At 74.5% G+C, this 3,520-nt stretch carries 4 protein-coding genes; 2 read left to right on the top strand and 2 right to left on the bottom strand.

Translation table 11 applies throughout. From position 1 onward, the window contains the following. Both Mterra_RS19790 and Mterra_RS19785 read left to right on the top strand, forming a co-directional pair. Nucleotides 1–358 (top strand): TlpA family protein disulfide reductase (locus Mterra_RS19790; protein ID WP_147372963.1); only part of this gene is annotated, 358 nt, incomplete at its 5' end. A gap of 78 nt (nucleotides 359–436) precedes the next feature. Then, a complete protein-coding gene (locus Mterra_RS19785) occupies nucleotides 437–739 on the top strand; it encodes a metal-sensitive transcriptional regulator (protein ID WP_245971705.1) in 303 nt (100 codons plus the stop codon). A 54-nt stretch (nucleotides 740–793) separates the two neighbouring features. Here Mterra_RS19785 and Mterra_RS19780 read toward each other — a convergent pair whose 3' ends face one another. Next, entirely contained in the window at nucleotides 794–1,069 is a 276-nt protein-coding gene (locus Mterra_RS19780; RefSeq protein WP_119316679.1) for a hypothetical protein, read from the bottom strand. Nucleotides 1,070–1,354: 285 nt separating this feature from the next. Continuing rightward, nucleotides 1,355–3,331: a diguanylate cyclase gene (locus tag Mterra_RS19775; protein WP_119316678.1), complete on the bottom strand. Its 1,977-nt coding sequence runs from the start codon at nucleotides 3,329–3,331 to the stop codon at nucleotides 1,355–1,357. Nucleotides 3,332–3,520: the final 189 nt, after the last annotated feature.

The raw sequence follows: 3,520 nt of genomic DNA, 5'->3' as shown, positions 1-3,520 counted from the left end.
CCCCCAGCCCTCCCCCGCCCGCTTCGGCGACCTGCCCAAGCCGATGCTGCTCAACGTCTGGGCCACCTGGTGCCCGCCCTGCCGCGCCGAGATGCCCCTGCTGGCGGAGTACCAGCAGAAGGGCCACCCCGTCGTGCTGCTCAACGCCGGGGAGGGCGCGGGGGCCGTCCAGGCCTTCCTGCGCGAGGCCGGCCTGCCGGCGCGGGTCTTCCTCGACAGCGCCGACCTGCGGGAGAGCTTCCGGGTCAGCGGCCTGCCCACCACCCTGCTGATCGGGGCGGACGGGCGGGTGCTGGCCCGCCACCTCGGCCCCGTCAACCGGGCGCAGCTCGAGGAGCTCCTCGGCCGGCTGCGGTAGACCACCCCCGGCGCGCCCGTGGGATAGACTGATGCGCGGGGAATACCCCTGAGGGATACCCAGCCCGCGAGGTGAACCTTGAGTGCCGTTGCGAACCGAGCCCGGACCCAGCGCAAGCCCAAGCCCACCCCCCCGACCAAGGAGCAGGTGCTCAACCGCCTCAAGCGCCTGGAGGGCCAGGTGCGCGGCCTGCAGAAGATGGTCGAGGAGGGCCGCGACTGCCGCGAGATCCTCACCCTGCTCTCCGGCGTGCGCAGCGCCCTCGAGGCCACCGGCGACATCATCTTCGAGGCCTACCTCGAGGAGTGCCAGGCCGGCTTGGCCAAGGGCCAGGGGGACACGCGGGGCATCGTGGAGGCCGTGCGCCTGCTGCGCCGCTGAGCGGGCGCCGCGCGCGGCCGGGGCGGGAGTCGGCAAAAACAGGGGGCTCGAGCCCTAGTTGGGGTTCGTGCTGTACTGCACGACCCTGAGGCCGCCGGGGCTGGCGGGGTCCCCGGCCACGGCGAGGGCGTTGAAGGGCTGCTCGAGCCTCACCGCCACCGCCTCGCCGTCCCCGCAGCGCAGCGTGAGCTCGGGCATGGCGCTCCCCGACAAGAAGCCCACCTCGTAGAAGCCTTTCCAGGCCTTCAGGGAGGGCAGCCCCTGCAGCGCCTCCTCCCGGGGCGGGGCCGAGGCGGGCAGCTCGAGCCGGAAGGCGCCACGCCTCTGCAACGGTCGTCGGACGAGCGGGTTGCCGGCTTCCGGCGGTCCCTCGAGCGGTTCCAGTATTCCACAGGGGCGGCCCCCCGACCGGCCGGGAGAGCGGCACACGCCCCCGCCCCCGCCGGGCATACCCCGCGCAGCGATGCCCCCTGGGGGTACTTGCCTATACCCCCCTGGGATATATCCCGGCCCTCAGTGAGGTTTGCCGATGCTGTTTCGACCGATCCACGAGGAGGGACCGGCTCAGGGCGGCTACTTTATCGGGTGCCCGGCGCAGGGGCCCTGGTCCACGTTTTACTGTGCCCAGACCGCGACCCCGTGGGTCTTGGCCCGGTACATGCGGTGGTCGGCGGTGCTGAGCAGGGTGTCCTCGTCGGTGCCGTCCTCGGGGAAGGCGGCCACCCCCACGTTGACCCCCAGGGGGCGGCCCTCGAGGACGATCGCCTCGACGTGGCCGGCCAGGCGTTCCGCCGCGCCCGCCGCCCCTCCGCGGGGCGTGTGGGGCAGGATGGCCGCGAACTCGTCGCCGCCCCAGCGGAAGTAACGGTCGCCGCCGCGGCGCTGGGCCGAGAGCACCTGGGCCACCCGCCGCAGGGCCTGGTCCCCCGTGGCGTGCCCCAGCTCGTCGTTGATGCGCTTGAAGCCCCGCAGGTCCATCACCAGCAGGGCCAGCGGGTACCCGTAACGCCGGGCGCGGGCGAGCTCCTCGGGGAAGAAGCGGTCGAAGGCGCGGCGGTTGGGCAGGCCGGTGAGCGCGTCGGTGAGGGCGGCCATCTCCAGGCGCCGGCGGGAGTCCAGCTCGTGCAGCAGCGCGGCCACCGGCGGCACGAAGAGGCGGGCGGCCTCGAGGGAGTCCTCGTCGAAGGCGGCGGGGTCGTGGAAGTTGTCGAGGTTGAGCACCGCCAGCACCTCGCCCTGGTAGGGCACCGGCAGCGCCAGGGTGGAGGCGATCTCCCGCACGCGGGTGAATTCGTCGAAGCCGGGGGGCATCCCGCTGCCGCGGCTCCAGGCCGCCAGCGAGTCCGCCCCCAGCGCCAGGATGCGCGGCTCCCCGCGGCGCCAGGCCTCGAGGTCGGGGCCGTACCACGCGCGCTGCTGCCCCTCGGTCAGGGTCACCGGCGCGAAGGCCGTCAGGTCGAAGCCCACGACCGCCCGGTAGCGGAAGCCGCCGTCCTCCCGCACCAGCAGGCTGCCCGTCTGCGCCCCCGGCACCAGCCGCACCGCCGCCTCCACCAGCCGCTGGTACACCGCCTCGGGCGGGGCCTCCACCGCCTCGCGGGCCAGCGCCAGCAGGGTGGCCAGGCGCTCCTGGGTCTGGAAGGTGGCGAAGGACAGGCCCAGCGTGCGGCTGGCCGCCGCGAGCACCTCCCGCTCCACCCTGAGCCAGCGCCGCGGGCGGGAGTCCCCCAGCGCCAGCAGCGCCCGGGTCCGGGCGTGGGGGCCCAGCGGGATGGGGTACAGCGCCATCGCCCGCGTCCCGGCCGCCTTGAACGCCTCCAGGCGGCAGGCGGAGCGGTCGTAGGCGCTGGCGAAGAAGGGCCGGCCGCTGCTGAGGACCTGCCAGGAGAGCCACCGGCCGTAGGGGATCCCCTCCTCGAGCGAGCCCTCCCCCTGCCGCAGGCCCTCCCCCGCGAGCGCCACGGCCCTGAGGAGACCGCCCTGCTGCACCAGGATCGCCCCTGTCGTGCCGCCGAGGGCGGGCAGCAGGTGGTCCAGCGCCCGGCGGGCGGCGTCCTGGAAGTCCTCGGCCTGCCCCACCTCCTCGCCCAGCCGGGAGGTGAGCTCGAACTGCAACCGCTCGTACAGGCGCGTGAGCTGGTGGCTCGCGGCCCGGGCGAAGCGCACGTAGCCCTCCAGCTCGGCCTCGGCGAAGGGGCAGGGGCGCTCGAGGTTGAGCACCGCCACCACCTCCCCCGAGACCCGCAGCGGCAGCGCCAGCTCGCTCGTGACCGCGTGGCCCTCCAGCGCGATGTAGCCGGGGTCCTGGGCCACGTCGGCCACGTAGACCGGCTCGCCCTGCCGGTAGGCCCGGCCCACCACGCCCTCCTCCGCGAGGTAGGGCAGGGCCTGGGGGTCGAAGCCCCACGCGGCCAGCACTCGCAGGCGCGAGTCCTCGGGCACCCACACCGACACGTGCCCCTCCCCCTGGCGGGCGAACAGGGCGGGCAGGCCCTCGAGCAGCGCCCGCGGCCCCGCGAAGAGGGGCAGCTCCTCGAGCGCGGCGGTGAGGAGGGAGAGCTGTCTGCGGGCGTCGTCGGGGGTGAGGCTCATCTGGGGCCGACCTCGAGGCTGGGGGTCTGGGTGTATTCTAACGTGCTTGTTATTCTAAAGCAGTTCTTCGGGCGACGTGCGAGTTCTGCCCCGGCCCGGCCTGACGCCGCGCCAGCTTGTAATTGCTCCATGACACCCCGGCCCGCGGGCGACGGGCACGCCCCAACGCCGCCCCACCCCGGCCTGCCC

Origin of the sequence: Calidithermus terrae (assembly GCF_003574345.1) — a bacterium.
GTDB classification, from domain to species: domain Bacteria; phylum Deinococcota; class Deinococci; order Deinococcales; family Thermaceae; genus Calidithermus; species Calidithermus chliarophilus.
This window is presented reverse-complemented; position numbering and strand designations above follow the sequence as displayed.

Excerpts from the sequence above, each read along its gene's own strand:
- Mterra_RS19775 (WP_119316678.1), bottom strand. The coding sequence starts at position 3,331 with ATGAGCCTCACCCCCGACGACGCCCGCAGACAGCTCTCCCTCCTCACC.